Origin of the sequence: Algibacter pacificus (genome assembly GCF_008033385.1) — a bacterium.
Lineage (GTDB): Bacteria > Bacteroidota > Bacteroidia > Flavobacteriales > Flavobacteriaceae > Algibacter > Algibacter pacificus.
The window spans coordinates 164,176-179,267 of sequence record NZ_VOGY01000003.1 but is presented as its reverse complement, the minus strand read 5'-3'; the positions used below and the strand labels follow the sequence as shown (position 1 = coordinate 179,267).

Annotated in this window: 15 protein-coding genes; 9 read left to right on the top strand and 6 right to left on the bottom strand. The window is 34.7% G+C overall.

The window, feature by feature from the left end:
• Positions 1–177: 177 nt before the first annotated feature.
• The 6 genes from FQU21_RS05990 to FQU21_RS05970 are packed head-to-tail and all read right to left on the bottom strand — an operon-like array spanning position 178 to position 4,910.
• Positions 178–726, bottom strand: a complete 549-nt coding sequence (locus tag FQU21_RS05990) for a CopD family protein (RefSeq protein ID WP_147677090.1) — start codon at positions 724–726, stop codon at positions 178–180.
• Between the two features lie 12 nt (positions 727–738).
• Entirely contained in the window at positions 739–2,091 is a 1,353-nt protein-coding gene (locus FQU21_RS05985; RefSeq protein ID WP_147677089.1) for an MATE family efflux transporter, read from the bottom strand.
• Between the two features lie 2 nt (positions 2,092–2,093).
• The gene (gene hemH, locus FQU21_RS05980) at positions 2,094–3,122 is read right to left on the bottom strand and encodes a ferrochelatase (protein WP_147677088.1); all 1,029 of its coding nucleotides are present in this window, start codon (positions 3,120–3,122) and stop codon (positions 2,094–2,096) included.
• A gap of 5 nt (positions 3,123–3,127) precedes the next feature.
• Positions 3,128–3,832, bottom strand: a complete 705-nt coding sequence (locus tag FQU21_RS05975) for a ThuA domain-containing protein (protein WP_147677087.1) — start codon at positions 3,830–3,832, stop codon at positions 3,128–3,130.
• A gap of 8 nt (positions 3,833–3,840) precedes the next feature.
• The gene (locus FQU21_RS17405) at positions 3,841–3,999 is read right to left on the bottom strand and encodes a hypothetical protein (protein ID WP_187269334.1); all 159 of its coding nucleotides are present in this window, start codon (positions 3,997–3,999) and stop codon (positions 3,841–3,843) included.
• An 11-nt stretch (positions 4,000–4,010) separates the two neighbouring features.
• Positions 4,011–4,910 (bottom strand): helix-turn-helix transcriptional regulator, encoded by a 900-nt coding sequence (locus FQU21_RS05970; RefSeq protein WP_147677086.1) that lies wholly within the window; start codon positions 4,908–4,910, stop codon positions 4,011–4,013.
• Positions 4,911–5,099: 189 nt separating this feature from the next.
• On the opposite strand from FQU21_RS05970, the gene hemA reads away from it, so the two are divergent.
• The 9 genes from hemA to FQU21_RS05925 all read left to right on the top strand — a co-directional run bounded on the left by hemA (position 5,100) and on the right by FQU21_RS05925 (position 14,950).
• Positions 5,100–6,362, top strand: a complete 1,263-nt coding sequence (gene hemA, locus FQU21_RS05965; protein WP_147677085.1) for a glutamyl-tRNA reductase — start codon at positions 5,100–5,102, stop codon at positions 6,360–6,362.
• Entirely contained in the window at positions 6,355–7,929 is a 1,575-nt protein-coding gene (hemC, locus tag FQU21_RS05960) for a hydroxymethylbilane synthase (protein WP_147677084.1), read from the top strand. Before hemA ends, hemC begins: the two co-directional genes overlap by 8 nt.
• A gap of 56 nt (positions 7,930–7,985) precedes the next feature.
• Entirely contained in the window at positions 7,986–9,737 is a 1,752-nt protein-coding gene (locus FQU21_RS05955) for a TrkH family potassium uptake protein (protein WP_147677083.1), read from the top strand.
• A gap of 24 nt (positions 9,738–9,761) precedes the next feature.
• On the top strand, positions 9,762–10,478 hold the full coding sequence (locus tag FQU21_RS05950; RefSeq protein WP_147677082.1) for a potassium channel family protein: 717 nt from the start codon (positions 9,762–9,764) through the stop codon (positions 10,476–10,478).
• Position 10,479: 1 nt separating this feature from the next.
• Positions 10,480–11,505 (top strand): uroporphyrinogen decarboxylase, encoded by a 1,026-nt coding sequence (gene hemE / locus FQU21_RS05945; RefSeq protein WP_147677081.1) that lies wholly within the window; start codon positions 10,480–10,482, stop codon positions 11,503–11,505.
• 152 nt (positions 11,506–11,657) lie between these two features.
• Positions 11,658–12,416, top strand: a complete 759-nt coding sequence (locus FQU21_RS05940) for an EI24 domain-containing protein (protein WP_147677080.1) — start codon at positions 11,658–11,660, stop codon at positions 12,414–12,416.
• Positions 12,406–12,948 carry a GNAT family N-acetyltransferase gene (locus FQU21_RS05935; RefSeq protein WP_147677079.1) on the top strand — a complete coding sequence of 181 codons (543 nt, stop codon included), beginning with the start codon at positions 12,406–12,408 and terminating at the stop codon, positions 12,946–12,948. Before FQU21_RS05940 ends, FQU21_RS05935 begins: the two co-directional genes overlap by 11 nt.
• 632 nt (positions 12,949–13,580) lie before the next feature.
• Positions 13,581–14,483, top strand: coding sequence for an oxygen-dependent coproporphyrinogen oxidase (gene hemF, locus FQU21_RS17685; protein WP_246124785.1), 903 nt, complete (start codon positions 13,581–13,583; stop codon positions 14,481–14,483).
• 80 nt (positions 14,484–14,563) lie between these two features.
• Positions 14,564–14,950 (top strand): YchJ family protein, encoded by a 387-nt coding sequence (locus FQU21_RS05925; RefSeq protein ID WP_147677077.1) that lies wholly within the window; start codon positions 14,564–14,566, stop codon positions 14,948–14,950.
• Positions 14,951–15,092 lie beyond the last annotated feature (142 nt).

The window sequence follows — 15,092 nt, the reverse complement described above, 5'->3', positions numbered from 1 at the left end:
ACATTGCCAAACAGAATTAAAACCGACAGGTAAAACCATTTTATTTTGCAAATAAACCCGGGTTAGGGATTGATGCGGTAGCTTTTGGCGAGGCGCGCATCGAGGCAAAACTTTTAGCGGAAAGCCCGAACCAGTTCCTGAACTTGTTTCAGGATAAAGGGTAACGCCCAAAACATTTTAAGCATCGGGATTTTTACTACGAATATTTTTATAAATTTTGAAGCCAAGCATAATTAAAATACCCAAAACAAGGATTCCGACAATACCCCAAACCCAGTTAATGGCACTTTTTAAAATAACCAAAAACACCACAGCAAAAAGGATGAAGGTAGCGCCCTCGTTCCAAATACGCATAAAACTAGATGTTTTTTTTACATCATCATTTTGTAATTGTTTAAAATATTGATGCGTTTTTAAATGGTAAATAAATAGGAGTACTACAAAAGATAATTTAACATGCATCCACGGTTGTTGCAACCAAAAGGGCTGTAAAATTAAAAGCCAAACAGCAAAAATGGTGCATAATATAGCCGATGGCCAAGTAATAATATACCACAAACGTTTGGCCATAATTTTGAGTTGCTTACCAAGAATTTCCTTGTCTGGCGATGGTTTATGGAATGCTTCAATTTGATAAACAAAGAGGCGAGGAATGTAAAACAAACCTGCAAACCAAGTGACCACAAATATGAGGTGAAAGGATTTTATATAATTGTAATATTCCATGTTTAAACTAATTTATAAGGTTTTTGTTATTAAATTCTTTCTAATCTCCCGGTTTAAAAAATAAGCTGTAACCAGTGTTGAAAGCACATCGGAAATTGGAAACGACATCCACACACCTAACGCACCATAAAATTTTGGTAATATTAATATTAACGGAATAAAGAAAAACCCTTGTCGGGATAAGGTGAGTAACAACGCTGGCGTAGCTTTACCAATAGCCTGAAAATAGGCCGCACCAATAAGCTGTAAGGCTATAATAGGTGTGGCTGCAAATACCCAACGCATAGCGCCAGATGTTTCTTTTATAACCTCGGTATCGGTAGTAAAAGCCTTGGTTATAGCTTCCGGAAAAATCATAAGTATTACAAATATGAGCGTTGCTAAAATAGCGGCATATTTTATAGCTGTGTTAATACTTGCTCTTACTCTATCGTATTTTTGTGCGCCATAATTAAAGCCGGCAATCGGCAAAAACCCTTGGGTAACGCCTAAAACAGGAAATAAAGCAAACATAAGCATTCGGCCAACTATGGCGTAAGCGGTAACTGAAGATTCACCCCCTAAATCGAACAAAATATTATTCATAAATAAGTAGGTAATACTTACTACGGCTTGCCTTGCTAGGGTAACAAATCCTAAAGCTCCTATTTCTTTTACAATAGGAATATGCAATCCAAAATGAGGAATGCTTATTTTTAATTCGGAATTTTTAGACGTAAAAAACCAAAAAATAAATGTAAATGAAAAGCCATAAGAAACGGTTGTTGCCCAGGCTGCTCCTGCCATTCCTAAATCCATAAGATTAATAAAAAGATAATCTAAAACCAGATTCCCAATAGACGGAATCATCATGGAATACATGGCAAACTTAGGCTTCCCTTCTGCTCTAATAACATTGTTTCCAAGCATAGAAAAAGCCAAAAGTGGGATACCATAAAGCACAATTTTATAGTATATTTTTGCTGGAGCAAAAATAGCGCCTTTACCACCAAATAGTAATATAATATCGTCTACAAAAAACAGCCCAAGCGAAACAATACTGGTGGTAAGGACTAAAACTAATGTAATTTGATTTCCAAAAGTTTTTAAAGCCTTTTCGTAATTTGAAGCACCAAGTGCTCGTGAAATAATTGATGCACCACCAATACCAATACTCATACCTAATGCCGCAATAAAAAACGACACAGGCAATACAATATTTATAGCGGCAATAGCAATAGCTCCAATCCAGTGTCCAACAAAAATAGTGTCCACCAAAATGTTAAGCGACATCACTAAAACGCCAATAGATGCAGGAACAGCCTGCTTTATTAACAGTTTACTAATGGGTTGTGAGCCCAATTCTTCCGACGACACTTTAGCCATTGTCAATCATTATTTTTAGCACCCCAGGTATTTATCCATTTAGAAAGTAGCGATACAAAGGCATCATCATCATTTAAACAAGGTACGGTTGTATAATTATCGCCTCCCATTTCGTGAAAAATTTCCTGACCTTCCATCGCGATTTCTTCAAGAGTTTCTAAACAATCGCTCACAAATGCCGGCGTAATAATTGCCATATTTTTTACACCACTTTTACCTAAGCGCTCAATAGTTCTGTCGGTGTATGGTAACAACCAAGGATCGAAACCTAAACGCGATTGAAAGGACGTTGAAAATGCACCTTCTTTAAACTGAAGTTTTTCGGCTACTAAACGGGTAACTTCTAAACATTGATGTCTGTAACAAAACTCGTGTGCTTTACTTGGCGTAGTACAACAACTTTTATCTATTTTACAATGCGATTTTGTAACATCACTTTTTCGAATATGGCGTTCCGGAACTCCGTGATAGGAAAACAATACATGATCGTATTTTTTATCCTTCAAATGGTTTTTAATAGAATTTGAAAGCACTTCGATATAATCTGGCTTGTTATAAAATGCGGGAACCGACTCTATTTTTAACTTCGGAAAAAATTCTTGACGCAACTCTTCAGCTAAAACCGTAATAGTTTCAGTTGTTGCCATTGCAAATTGTGGATACAACGGAAAAAGTAAAACCTCTTCCACGCCTTGATCTACTAATTCTTGAAGTCCTTTTTTAATAGTCATACTACCATAACGCATAGCAAGCGCCACAGGATATTCTACTTGTTTCTGCATTTTATTCTGAAGTCTTTCGGAAATTACAATAAGCGGAGAACCTTCATCCCACCATATTTTTTTATAGGCTGCTGCCGATGCTTTAGGGCGTGTTTTTAAAATAATACCTTTTACTAGAGCTGCTCGCGCTACATAAGGCAGATCGATAACACGCTCGTCCATTAAAAACTCTCCTAAATATTTTTTTACGTCTTTTGGCTCAGGACTTTCGGGAGAACCTAAGTTTACTAATAATATACCTTTTTTCATTTATTTTATTTATCTAAACAATACAAGATGCCTCCTAATAGATGCTGTTGAAATTTAGGATCTGAATACGATTCTATAGTGTGTCCCATTCCGGTGTAAAACATACGTCCGCCATCAAATTCTTGATACCAAGCGATAGGATGAAAATCGCCGTTTTTACCACCTTTATAGCTCGACTCATCGAGAGCCAAAAGTACTTGAATATCTCCACTTATCGATTTAAAATTATACCATTCGTCGAAATGCATCCATGTATTTGACAAATGCTGGGTTGATTTATGATTCTTGTCAACCACATTAATTGTCGCCTGAGTTTGTTTTGGATGGTTTATAAAATAAGCTCCTACTAATTTACCATACCACTCCCACTCAAACTCCGTATCGGTAGCGGCATGCACTCCTAAAAAGCTTCCGCCTTTGTTAATGTATTTTTTAAAAGCCGCTTCTTCTTCTGAATTTAAAATATCACCTGTGGTATTTAGGAAAATTATTAAATCGTAGCGTTTTAATTTTTTGCTTAAAAATATTTGGGCATCTTCACTATGAGTGACATTAAAATTATGCTTCAAACCTAAAGCTTGAATGGTTTTTACGCCAACTTCTATAGATTTATGTCTAAATCCCGCGGTTTTAGAAAAAACTAAAACGTTGTCTGCCGCGTTACTAGTTAACGTGAAAAATGCTAATACTACAATTAATAATGCCTTCATGTTTGTGTTTATTTAATTTTGGTTTGTTGTTGTTCGTGATATAATTTTGGACGTTCTTCCGTATAATCGCAATCTTGAAAAATACCGCAAGACGTACTGGATCTCGCTAAAGATTTTGTGTTTTCATACTTAGCCAGTGCTGCTATTTCTGGTGTTAAATATTTCATATACTCTCATTTTAAGGTGTTAGCGACATCACATATTTTTTAGGGGTGGTGCCATATTTCTTTTTAAAGGCCGCAATAAAATGACTCGATGTACTGTAACCCACTTTAAGACCTACTTCATTTACATTGTCGTTTCCTGCCTCTAATAACTTACGAGAAAACTCCATTTTATAGTCGAATAAAAAACTAAAAACCGAATCGCCATAAATTTGCTTAAAACCTTCTTTTAATTTTTTAATATTTAAACCTATTTCATCGGCTAGTTCTTGTAAAGTTGGAGGCTCTGCCATTCTAGAAACCATGATATCTTTAGCTTTTCTAATTTTTATCACATTGGTTTCATCTACCAAAAACGGGCATTGTTCCACATTAGCATCTTCGCTTCTGTTAAAATACAAACTTAAAAGTTCATAAGCTTTTCCTTTAAAATATAATTTTTTTATAGATTGATTTAAGTTAAAACTAATCAATTGGTTTAATACAATTGCCATAGATGGCGAAATTACGCCATCCTTATAATACTTTTTGTCTTTATTATCGCCGCTTAAAAAAGTAATGTACCCCGCTTCTTGAGAAAACAACCCATGGAATTTTTTAATAGAAATTAAAATAGAAACCATCCAAGAATGTGGTTCCACTTTTAAATTTATTGGTAAATTACGTTGCGGGTTATACAAAAGCAAAGAATTTTCTTCGAGAATATTTAACGTGTATCGCCCTTCATTGAATATAAATTGGCTAGAGCCTTTAATGCAGAAATGAAATTGTATAAAATCACTATGTATATCTTTTACAATGTTTTGCGCCTCATAGTCGTCGTTTTTATAGGTTAAAATAAAAAATCCTTCACCTACTTCTGTTTCTAAAAAAGACCTTTGAGCGTTATTTTTTGGAGCATTTACAGTATTCATTCACCTTAATTATTTAGATTAATTCTAAATTAAACAATTAAAAACCGTTAATTTCCTTGTAAAAATAAGATATTTATCACTTACTAAGAAAAAACAACGCTAAAAAACCACAAACGACACTAAAAGTTCATTGAGCGTTACTTTTTAAGTTATCATCCCTATACTTTTGCCTCACATTTTAATTAACGCATGCAAGAGTACAATATTTCGAAAAGTAATTACTTTTACGCTATTGGTTTAAGTTATAAAAAAGCCGATGCAGATATTCGCGGACACTTTAGTCTTAGCGAAGAAGGCAAAGTTGCGCTTTTAAATCAGGCTAAAGCTAATCATATTGAAAGTTTAGTAGTAACCTCTACGTGTAACCGAACCGAAATTTATGGTTTTGCTCAGCACCCTTTTCAACTTATAAAATTACTTTGCGATAATACCAAAGGAACCGTTGATGAGTTTCAAGAAGTGGCCTATGTCTATAAAAACAAGGATGCTATATCGCATATGTTTCGTGTAGGCTCTGGTTTAGACAGCCAAATTTTAGGTGATTTTGAAATTATTAGTCAGTTAAAAATTAGTGCCAAACTATCAAGAAAGCACGGTTTACTTAATCCGTTTTCAGAACGTTTGGTGAACGCCGTAATTCAAGCTAGTAAACGTATTAAAAATGAAACCGAAATTTCATCGGGTGCCACATCGGTATCTTTTGCTTCGGTACAATATATTTTTAATGCCGTTGAAGATATTACAAACAAGAACATCCTACTCTTCGGAACAGGTAAAATTGGTCGTAATACTTGTGAAAACTTGGTAAAACACACCAAAAACGAACATATTACTTTAATAAATAGAACTAAAGATAAAGCCGAGCAAGTTGCGGGAAAATTTAATTTAGTTGTAAAAGATTATTCGAATTTACAAGAAGAAATTAGCGAATCGGATATTTTAATTGTCGCCACCGGTGCACAACGTCCAACGATAGACAAACATATTATTCAAAGTAATAAACCACTTTTAATTTTAGATTTATCGATTCCTAAAAATGTCGATGAAAATGTTTTAGAATTAGAAGGTGTGAAATTGGTGCATTTAGATGATTTATCTCAAATTACCGACCGAACACTTGAAGCTAGAAAACAACATATTCCTTCCGCGGAAGCGATAATAGAAGAAGTAAAAACAGAATTTAATAATTGGTTAGAAACTCGAAAGTTTGCACCAACTATTAAAGCTTTAAAACATAAACTGAACGATTTTGCTTTAGCCGAATTAGATACGCAACGTAAAAAAATGGCCGATTTTAACGAAGTACAAGCCGAAATAATTAGCAATAATATCATTCAGAAAATAACAAACCATTTTGCGCATCATTTAAAAGATGATGACGTTCCTACAGACGAAAGTCTTGAACTTATTAAAAAAGTGTTCCAATTAGAACCTTCTACAAAAAATGTCTAAAATTATAAGAATTGGTACTCGTGATAGCGAATTAGCGTTATGGCAAGCCAAAATAGTACAAAGTCAACTTGAGCATTTAGGTCATAAAACAAAATTAGTGCCTGTAAAATCTACAGGCGATTTAGTTTTAGATAAACCCCTTTACGAGTTAGGCATCACGGGTGTTTTTACCCGAACACTAGATATCGCAATGCTTAATAACGATATTGATATTGCTGTGCATTCCTTAAAAGATGTGCCAACACTTTTACCAAAAGGTATTGTGCAAGCTGCCGTTATAAAACGTGGAAATGTAAAAGATACTTTAGTTTTTAAAGACAATGAAGAGTTTTTAGGATCGAAAGATGCCGTAATTGCAACCGGTAGTTTACGCAGACGGGCACAATGGCTAAACCGTTTTCCTACACACACCATTACAGATATACGTGGTAACGTAAATTCTCGTTTACAAAAGCTTAAAGATAGTAATTGGAATGGCGCCATTTTTGCCGCTGCTGGTATTGGACGAATAGGCGTAAGACCCGAAGAAGCCATTAATTTAGATTGGATGATTCCGGCTCCAGCTCAAGGTGCTATTATGATTACTGCTTTGGAAGAAGATGAAGAAGTAAGAGCGATTTGTACAGAACTAAACGACAAAGAAACCGAAATTTGCACCACTATTGAGCGCGATTTTTTAAATAAATTAGAAGGTGGTTGTACAGCCCCTATTGGTGCTTTAGCCGTACTAAAAGACGAAGAAATAACTTTTACAGGTGTTTTATTAAGTCCGGATGGAACAAAACGTATTGATGTTACCCGTGTTAAAAAACTAGGAGAGCACAACGATATAGCACAATATTGCGCCGATTTTGTAATTGAACGCGGCGGAAAACGTTTAATGGATAACATTAAAGATGCGGACAGACAAACGAATGTGTATTCTACAAAATCGTTAACTGAAGATCAACGTATGTTGTTTCATGAAAAAATAAAGTCTGAAAGTACCGATGTGGTTAAAATTAGTTTAAACCGTATCCAACCAAGGTTGTTAAAAAATGAAATTCAAAATGTAGTGATTACCAGTAAAAATACGGTAGAATCACTAACTACAAACTATTCGGCTTTAGAATTACAGTTTAAAAATATTTATTGTGTTGGCCGCAGAACGAAACGTTTAGTTGAAAACAGAATTGGAAAAGTTACACATACCGAAAATAATGCTAAAAAATTAGCAGCGTATTTAGTGGAATATATGGAAGGGGCAGAAGTAACCTATTTTTGTAGCGACATTAGATTAGATGCTCTACCAACAATTTTAAGCGAAAACAATATTAAAGTTACCGAAATAGAAGCTTACCAAACTAAATATGATAGCGTAAAAGTTAACGATTCGGTTGAAGCCGTGATGTTTTACAGTCCATCTACCGTGGAGAGCTTTACTCAGAAAAACAAAAAGGAAATTATCGCTTTTTGTATAGGCGAAACAACTGCTGCTGAGGCTAGAAAACATTTTAAAGATGTTCGTGTAGCAAAAGTACCAACGGTAGAAAGTGTTATTGAATTAGTAAACGAACACTATATTTAATACCTTTATAGCCTATAGTTTAAAGCAGGTTTTCGTTATAAATCATTAGATTTAAAATGCCTAAATTAAAGAAACAATCCTTATTAAATTACGTGTATCGTTTTTTCGATATTATCGTACTATTTTTTATTGTCTTTGATTTTGGTTACGACCATGCCGACAACTATACATCACCACATGTTTTTGGTTTAATTACATTATCCATTCTATTATTAGTTTTTAATACGGTAAAACTTTTTATTTACAAGTATAAAAACAATAAACGCGTTGCGATAGTTAATATATCAATCATCTCTATTTTACTCATAAGTTCTATAGTAGTTTCGTTAACGCATATACAATACGACTACCATTATATTTTACAAAAAATAAAGCCCATACTAGAACTTGGGCTTATTTTGTATTTCCTTTTAAGGTTACTGGTATTGGTGCGGTATATTTATGAAGTGTATTTTAACCCCGCCATTGTTTTTGTAGGTAGTTTTGTAATTTTGGCCATTCTAGGAGCCTTTTTACTTATGTTACCAAGTGCTACTTTAAATGGTATTACATTTACAAATGCACTTTTTACAGCAACAAGTGCCGTTTGTGTAACGGGCTTAGCTGTTTTAGATACGAGTCACGATTTTACCATTGTAGGACAATCTATCATACTGGTTTTAATTCAATTGGGCGGATTAGGAATTTTAACGTTTACCTCCTTTTTCGCATTTTTTTTTAGAGGAAGCTCTTCTTTTAAAGAAGGTTTAAACACCAAAGATTTTATAGCCCAAGATGGCTTAAAAGATGTCTTTAGAGCCGCGCTAAACGTGGTAACCTTCACCATGTCTTTAGAACTTGTAGGAGCTATCTTTATTTATTTTACTGTACAAGATAATGCGGTCATTGAGGACACCTTATTCTTTTCAGTTTTCCATTCTATTTCTGCATTTTGTAATGCCGGATTCTCGATTTTACCGTCTGGATTATTTGAACAAAGCATCCGTTTTAACTACGGTTTTCAATGGATTATTATGATGCTTATCATCTTTGGTGGTCTGGGACATAATATTATGTTTAACTTCTACAAAAAAATTAAAGTCTTATTTATAGAAATATTTGATAGAAATGCTATTCATAAACGCGTTCCTATAATTACCTTAAACACCAAAATAGTAATTTATACCACCTCTATTTTATTATTTGTAGGCTGGGTGTTTTTCTTTATTTCAGAATACAACAACACCATGTTGGAGCACTCCACCATTATTGGCAAACTAACTAATGCCGCTTTTAGCTCGGTAACACCAAGAACAGCAGGGTTTAACGTTATCGATTACAGTGAAATGACCATACCTTCACTGCTTTTCGTTATATTTTTAATGTGGATTGGTGCCTCTCCAGCATCTACCGGTGGTGGTATAAAAACCAGTACCTTTGCTTTAGCAACTTTAAATATTATTGCCACTGCAAAAGGTAAAAGCCGTATTGAAATTTTTGGAAAACGATTCTCGGCAGAATCCACATCGCGAGCCTTTGCTATTTTATCAATTTCCCTTATAGTGATTGGTTTTTCTATTATGGCGCTTTTAATTTTCGAACCTAAAGGCACCGCATTACTAACCGTGGCTTTCGAGTGTTTTTCGGCATATAGCACCGTGGGGTTAAGTTTAAATTTCACACCAACATTAACCGAACCTAGTAAATATGTTATAATTTTAGTCATGTTTATTGGACGGATAGGAATGCTCAACTTAATGATTGGATTAATGCGTCAAGTTAATCATCAGTTTTATGAGTATCCAAAAGAAAATATTTTGATTAACTAATAGTTACTCTAAAAAAATTAACAGATGAAAATAATAGTTATTGGACTCGGGAATTTCGGAAACGCCTTAGCATTAAGCCTTACCGAAACAGGCAATGAAGTTATTGCTATAGACAAGGATATGGAGAAAATAAACCGGCTTAAAGACCAAATTTCTCATACCATTTGCATGGACTCCACCAACGAATTGGCCTATAATGCCGTGCCATTAAAAGATGCCGACAAAGTTATTGTTGCCATTGGCGAAAACGAAGGTGCCGCTATAATTACCACCGCAATTATTAAAAAACTATGCGATGTAAAAATTATTAGCCGGGCACTTTCTCCTATTCACGATACGGTTTTAGAAGCCATGGGCGTACATAGTATTATTCACCCAGAACTCGATTCAGCAAACAGATTAACCAAACAAATCAACTTTAAATCCACCTTAGAAAATTATCAATTAGATAATAATTTCACGATTTCCGAAGTCAAAGCCAAAAAAGATTTCTTCGGAAAAACCTTAAAGGAACTCGATACCACAAACAAATTTCAGTTGACATTAATTACCATTATCCGCGAAATAGAAAAACGCAATATCATTGGTAAAAAACATATTATAAAAGAAAGTATTGGCCGTGTAAATTCCGAAACAAAAGTACTAGAAAACGATATTTTAGTCGTTTACGGAAACAACAAAGACATTGAAAATTATTGCATGGGCCAAGAAGAATACGATTTAAGAAATAAAAATATATAACATGATAAAGAACGATTTATTTTTACGAGCATTAAAAGGTGAAACTGTAGAGCGTCCTCCAGTTTGGATGATGCGTCAAGCAGGGCGATACTTGCCAGAATTCATGGAAATTAAAGCCAAATACGACTTTTTTACACGTTGCCAAACACCCGAACTTGCCAGTGAAATAACCGTACAACCCATAAAACGTTTTGGTATGGATGCCGCTATTTTATTCAGCGATATCTTGGTCATTCCACAAGCCATGAACATCGAAGTGCAAATGAAACCTAATTTTGGGCCCTATTTGCCAAACCCAATCCGTACACAAAAAGATGTCGATAATGTTATTGTTCCCGATGTTACCGTAGAATTAGACTACGTTTACCAAGCCATAAAAGCTACTAAAGAAAAACTAAACGACGAGATTCCGCTTATTGGTTTCGCAGGATCGCCATGGACTATTTTATGCTATTGCGTACAAGGCCAAGGCAGCAAAACTTTCGATAAAGCCAAAGAATTTTGTTTCACAAACCCTATTGCGGCACACGGATTATTGCAAAAAATTACAGACACCACTATTGCCTATTTAAAAGAAAAAGTAAAAGCTGGCGTTAACGCGGTTCAGGTTTTCGATTCTTGGGGTGGCATGCTTTCTCCCGTAGATTATCAAGAATTTTCTTGGCAATATATCCAACAAATTATCGATGCTTTAAAAGATGAAACTCCAGTGATCACCTTCGGTAAAGGCTGCTGGTTTGCCCTTAACGAAATGGCAAATTCTGGTGCTTCGGCACTTGGAATCGACTGGACTTGTTCTCCACAAAACGCCCGTTATTTAACCGGCGGAAACATCACATTACAAGGTAATTTCGACCCAACACGCCTGTTTTCGCCTCCAGCCGAAATCAAGAAAATGGTACATCAAATGATTAACGAATTTGGTAAAGACAAATACATTGTAAACCTTGGGCACGGTATTTTACCAAACATCCCAATAGACCATGCACGCGCATTTATCGATGCCGTAAAAGAATATAAAAGTTAAAACCTTTTGGGCGTTACCTACTTTTTTAAGTAACTTTTGGGCTTAACATGCTACAAATAGTTATAAAAAAGTAGGTCGGGCTTTACGCTGTATCTTTTTTGCGAAAAAACAAAAAAGGATGCCGCTACAATCCCTAACGCAAAGCCAACATCATGATTAAAAACATAATTTTAGGCATTAAAGCATACTTCGGTGCTTTCAGTTTAATATCAAAACTCAAACTCTGGAAATACTTTGCTATTCCTATGCTTATTAGCGTAGTTACAGCAGTCCTTATTTTTGGTTCCGCCTATGGGCTATCCGATAATATTGGAAACTTCATTTCCAAAATTTGGCTTTGGGATTGGGGTAAAAACACCTTTAACACCGTTAGTAAGTTTATTGGCGGTCTCGTTATTCTAGTTATTGGACTTATTCTCTTTAAACACATCATTATGGCCTTATCAGCGCCATTTATGAGTCCAGTTTCCGAGAAAATCGAAGCACATCTTACAGGGAATCCACCCAACTCGAATAGAAACACCACATTTTTCCAACAATTAATGCGCGGTATTAAAATTAACGCACGTAATTTAATTATGGAATTACTCTTAACCATACCGTTACTTGTTTTAAAATTCATTCCCGTTGTAAATATTTTTTCCGCGGTATTACTGTTTCTTTTACAAGCCTATTATGCTGGTTTTGGTAATATGGATTACACCTTAGAACGCCATTTTCAATACAAAAAAAGCACACAGTTTGTTCGTAAACATCGTGGTTTAGCCATAGGAAACGGTATCATTTTTATTCTATTTTTATTAATTCCTATAATTGGTGTTATTTTAGTTTTACCTTTATCAGTAACTGCGGCAACTATAAAAACGGTTAATGCTTTAGAATTAAAAACCAACAAAATTCATGCAGCTTAGCTTTAATAACTTCAACATACAACCACTAAAACCTTCCGACGCTTGGCCGTTATGCAACTTTATTTCAGCAAACGACGACCGGTTAAAACGGTATTTTCCAAAAACATTACAAGAAAATTTAACACCCGATTTAGCCAAACGTTTTACCGATAAAAAAGTGAAACAATCGCAATTAAAAGAGGAATTTCTATTCACCATAAAAGAAAAAGAATCTAATGATATTGCTGGTTTAGTTTACATCAAAGAACTTAATTGGATTACAAAAAAAGCCGAATTCGCCTATTGTATTGGCTATCAATTTGAAGGTAAAGGCATCACCACAAAATCAGTAGAACTATTATCCAATTACGCGTTTGACGTTTTAGGTTTAAAAACCCTAGAAATCATTGTGCATAAAGATAATTTAGCAAGTGTTGCAGTTGCAAAAAATAACAATTTCACTTGGATAAAAACATTAAAAAACGAACATACACCTCCAAACGAAGCGCCTTTAGACATGGAACTTTATGAGTTGTATGATGAAGTAGAGTAAGATGTACCGTAAACCTGTCAGGTTTTCAAAACCTGACAGGTCTTAAATGCCCAAAACAGTAATATATGGCGCTAGAAAAATTAGAAAAAGGCCACTTTTATCACATATTCAACAGAGGAATTAACAGTACCGTTATTTTCAAAACTGATGATAATATGTCTTATTTTTTAAAACTCATTGAAAAACATCTAAATAATAAAGCGGATATTTTAGCCTATTGTTTAATGAACAATCATTTTCATTTTATTGTAAAAATAATTGAAGATGATAAAACTGTTACCCAAGCATTTTCAAACTTATTTAATGCTTACGCAAAAGCCTTTAATAGGCAACAAAATAGAACAGGAAGTTTGTTTGAAAGACCATACAAAAGGATTAAAATACATAATGAAAGGTATTTAAAAAACCTCGTTCTTTATGTTCATAAAAATCCAGAAAATCATAAAATTGTTCGAAATTTTTACACTTATAAATTTACGTCCTACCATACTTATATTAAAAACACAATCCTTTCAAAAAACAAAAAATACATTTTAAACCTTTTTGATAATAAAAATAATTTCAAACTATCTCATGAATCAGACCTGTCAGGTTTCCAAAACCTGACAGGTCTTAATAAAAACCCAGAAACTATCAAAAATAAATTCTACCAATACATACAAAACCTTCAAGACCGTATCACCTCAAAACTTGAGGAAGTTGACGGTAAAGCAACCTTTCAAGAAGATACCTGGGAACGTCCCGAAGGCGGCGGCGGACGCACACGTGTTATAGAAAACGGCGCTGTTTTCGAAAAAGGCGGTGTGAATATTTCTGCTGTTCATGGCGAATTGCCAGAAACCATGCAAAAGCATTTTAACGTAAAAGACGCTAATTTTTTCGCCTGCGGATTAAGTTTAGTTCTTCACCCCAAAAACCCCATGGTACCAACCGTACACGCCAATTGGAGGTACTTTGAAATGTATGATGATACAGGCGCAATTGTGGATAGCTGGTTTGGTGGCGGACAAGATTTAACGCCTTATTATTTATTTGAAGACGATGCCAAGCATTTTCATCAAACTTGTAAAACAGCCTGCGACAAACACAACCCTGAGTTTTACCCAAAATACAAAGCCCGTTGCGATGAGTATTTCTATAATGCACACCGTAATGAAGGTCGTGGTTTAGGTGGTTTATTTTTCGATTATTGTAAAGCGACAGAATCTATGAGCATGGAAAACTGGTATAACTTTGTTAGCGAAGTTGGTGATAGCTTTTTAGAAGCCTATGCTCCCATAGTAGAAAAAAGAAAAGATTTACCGTATACTGAAGCCCAACGCAAATGGCAAGAAATTCGTCGTGGACGCTATGTAGAATTCAATTTAGTACACGATAAAGGCACCCTTTTCGGATTAAAAACCAACGGTCGCATAGAAAGTATTTTAATGAGTTTACCACCCCATGTGCAGTGGGTTTACGATCATCATCCCGAAGCTGGAAGTGAAGAAGAAAAATTAATTGAAGTTTTACAAAACCCAATAGATTGGGTTTAAAAAAGGAATACAATATCGCACAAAACACAAACCAAATTCCTGCAAGGTTTTCAAAACCTTGTAGGTATAATTTATAAGCTATGAACTGCTACTGCGGAACCCAAAAACCATATTCCGAATGTTGCGAAAAAGCACATAAAAATTTAGCCGATGCCCAAACGGCCGAACAACTTATGCGCTCAAGATATTCGGCTTTTGTTTTGGCAAACGGCGATTATTTAATGGCAAGTCACCACAGTTCCACCAGACCCATTAAAGAGAAAAAAGCTATTGTCGATTGGGCAAAATCTGTAAAATGGATAAAACTAGAAATTATTGAAACTTCCGAAGGTAAAAAAACCGATACCAAAGGCACAGTAACCTTTAACGCTTACTTTTTCGAGAACGGAAAAGTTGATATTATCCATGAAAAATCGGCTTTTATAAAAGAGAATGACCACTGGACTTATTTAGGTTACAGCAAGTAATTCAAAAATTAACAGTTGAAAAATTGTTTATGCTTCATCCATTTTTATTAAAATTCAGAACACCGAAAAACTTTCCCAATTAAAGTTAAATTCTAAAAATCGAAACCCTTCAAACCTTATAAAAGGGTATAAATTCTTAACT